The sequence below is a fragment of the Caproiciproducens sp. MSJ-32 genome (assembly GCF_018918055.1).
GTDB lineage: Bacteria > Bacillota > Clostridia > Clostridiales > Clostridiaceae > Clostridium.
The window spans coordinates 1-2,768 of sequence record NZ_JAHLPS010000048.1; the positions used below are offsets into that span (position 1 = coordinate 1).

A 2,768-nucleotide genomic window follows, 5' to 3' on the forward strand; every position below is an offset into this window, starting at 1 on the left:
TTGTGTTTTGTTTTTTGTAATTATATTTTAACACTAAAAAGGGATGATTTCTTTTTAATTTTTTTGAACAAAAAATCCTTTAATTTCAATGCCTTTCGGCATTACTTGCCGAATCCAAGATTAAAATTAATACTATTCCAACTGCAGAAGCTTCTTGAATATTACCTGCTTCTTGAGTTACCAAATAAGCTTGTATTGTTAAAGTTCTGGCACTTGACATAATTCCATTAGGCATTTTGGCAACTGTTCCTGCTGTAAGCAATATAGCTGCTGATTCCCCAACTATACGCCCTACTGATAATATTATCCCTACTAAAATTCCAGATAAGGAACTTGGTAATATTACTTTATATAATGTTTGGAATTTTGTAGCTCCAAGGCCCAAGGAAGCCTCTTTATAGGAAATTGGAACTGTTTTTATTGCATCTTCTGTTGTACTAATAATCACTGGTAAAATGATAATTGCAACAGTTAATGAACCTGCCAATAGTGAATATCCTAATTTTAATACAACTACAAAAAATATTGATCCAAATAATCCATATACTATTGATGGAATACCCGCTAAACTTTGTACAGCAAATCTTATTATTCTAACAGTTCTTCCTTGCTTTGCATATTCTGCTAGGTAAATTGCTGCTAACACTCCTATAGGAGTTGCAATAGCTATTGATAATATTACTGTATATAATGTAGCTATAATCATTGGAAATATTCCACCATCCCCTGAAGCTGCATAATCATTAACGATAAAATCCCAACTTAACATAGAAAAACCTTTTACAAATATATAACCTAAAATCATAATAAGTAGGCCAACTGTAATACATGCAGATAAATAAACAATAAATTTTAATAAATTTTCTTTAAATTTTCTCATACTACTTACCTTCCTTACTAGAAAGTTTACTTAATATATAATTAAGTAACAATATAAATACAAATAAAATTACCCCCGTAGCAAATAGCATTTCCTGATGGGTACCAAAAGCATATCCCATTTCCAAAGCAATATTAGTTGTTAAGGGCCTTACAGAATCCATTATTGATTTTGGCATTGTAACTGAATTACCTGCAACTAATATTATTGCCATAGTTTCACCTATTGCCCTGCCTAGGCCAAGAACAACAGCTGATAGTATACCAGATTTTGCAGCTGGTAAAACCACTTTGAAGGTTGTTTCTATATGAGATGCTCCTAAGCCAAGGGAAGCTTCCTTATAACTATAAGGAACAGCTCTTATTGCACTTTCTGAAACTGTAACTATTGTAGGCAGCATCATTATTGATAAAACTATAATAATTGCTAAAATACTTTGTCCTTTTGCTAAATTAAAGCTATTCATTATCCAGGGAACTATAACTGCTAATCCAAATACTCCAAATAAAACTGATGGAATACCAGCTAATAATTCTACAGCAGTTGATATTAACTTTCCTATTTTCTTTGTTGCTAGTTCAGCAATAAATACTGCAGTTAAAATTCCTACAGGTACCCCTAAAACTAAAGAACCTAGTGTTCCATAAATTGAAGCCACTATCATTGGAAGTACTCCATACTTATCGGAACTAGGGTACCATTCAGTTCCAGTAATAAAATCTATAAATGAATATCCTTTTGAAATAAAAGGCGTCAATCCCTTATAAAAAACAAAGCCTATAATTACTAATAAACTTAATACTGCTATAAAGGCACTAGATAAAAATATTATTTTTGATACTTTTTCAGCTAAATATTTACTATTATTATTTTTTTCATTTATATTTAACATATTATCCTCTCCTAATGTAAGTTACTTATTTAACAGGAATCAATTTATTATCTAGCACAATTTTTTGTCCCTCTTCACTTAAAATAAAATCAATTAATTTTTGACCATTTTCAGTTAATCTACTTTCTTTTGTTACAACTAAGAAAGGTCTAGAAATCTTATAATTCCCATTTCTCACTGCTTCAGCTGTAGGCTCAATTCCATCAACCCTTACAATATTTACAGAATCATCTAGGTATTCAAAGGAGACAAAAGCAACTGCATTTTTATTTCCAATAACTATTTGTTTTAAACCTCCATTACCATTAGAAATAAGTGAATTTCTAATTAGATCTTCTGTTGTATAATCTACTAACTCTTGAAAGGCATCTCTCGTTCCTGAACCATCTTCTCTAGAAGCAACTACTATAGGTGCATCCTTTCCACCTTCTATTTCTTTCCAATTAGTTATTTCTCCTGTAAAAATTCCTCTTATCTCATCCATAGTAAGATTTTTAATTGGATTATCTTTATTTGTTATTACTGCAATGCCATCATAGGCAATGACTGTACCCTTAACTTCTTGTTTCTCTTCTTCTTTAAGAGCTCTTGATGACATTCCTATTTCTGAAATTCCATTTATGGCATCCTTAATTCCTGCAGAAGATCCAACTTGATTTATTTCAATAGATACTCCCTGGTTTTCCTCTTCATAAGCCTCTGCTAACTTTTCCATTAAGGGCCCTACTGAAGTAGATCCAGAAATACCTATTATAGCATTTCCACTACTATTTGATTCATTATTACTAGCTGATGCACAGCTTGTAAAGTAAATTGAAATACTCCCTAAAATTAATAACATATAAATTATTCTTGAATTTATTTTTTTCATAAATTCCTCCCTCTATAATCTTTAATTTTCTTTAATATACTCAATCATTCTTAGATTTTCATAATTGACATAATAAAGTACATGGATATAACTTATATTTATAAGAAATATTGGAATCACAGGGT

General features: G+C 30.5%; 3 protein-coding genes. All 3 read right to left on the minus strand.

All coding sequences use genetic code 11. The annotated features are described in order from the left end of the window. Positions 1-85: 85 nt before the first annotated feature. From pstA to KQI16_RS05750, 3 genes are read right to left on the minus strand one after another with little or no spacing between them, the layout of a single operon-like run. Complete coding sequence (gene pstA / locus KQI16_RS05740) at positions 86-880, minus strand: phosphate ABC transporter permease PstA (protein ID WP_216432739.1); 795 nt, start codon at positions 878-880, stop codon at positions 86-88. Between the two features lies 1 nt (position 881). Continuing rightward, the gene (gene pstC, locus KQI16_RS05745) at positions 882-1,772 is read right to left on the minus strand and encodes a phosphate ABC transporter permease subunit PstC (protein WP_216432740.1); all 891 of its coding nucleotides are present in this window, start codon (positions 1,770-1,772) and stop codon (positions 882-884) included. Positions 1,773-1,797: 25 nt separating this feature from the next. Further along, positions 1,798-2,643, minus strand: a complete 846-nt coding sequence (locus KQI16_RS05750) for a phosphate ABC transporter substrate-binding protein (protein ID WP_216432741.1) — start codon at positions 2,641-2,643, stop codon at positions 1,798-1,800. Between the last annotated feature and the right edge of the window lie 125 nt (positions 2,644-2,768).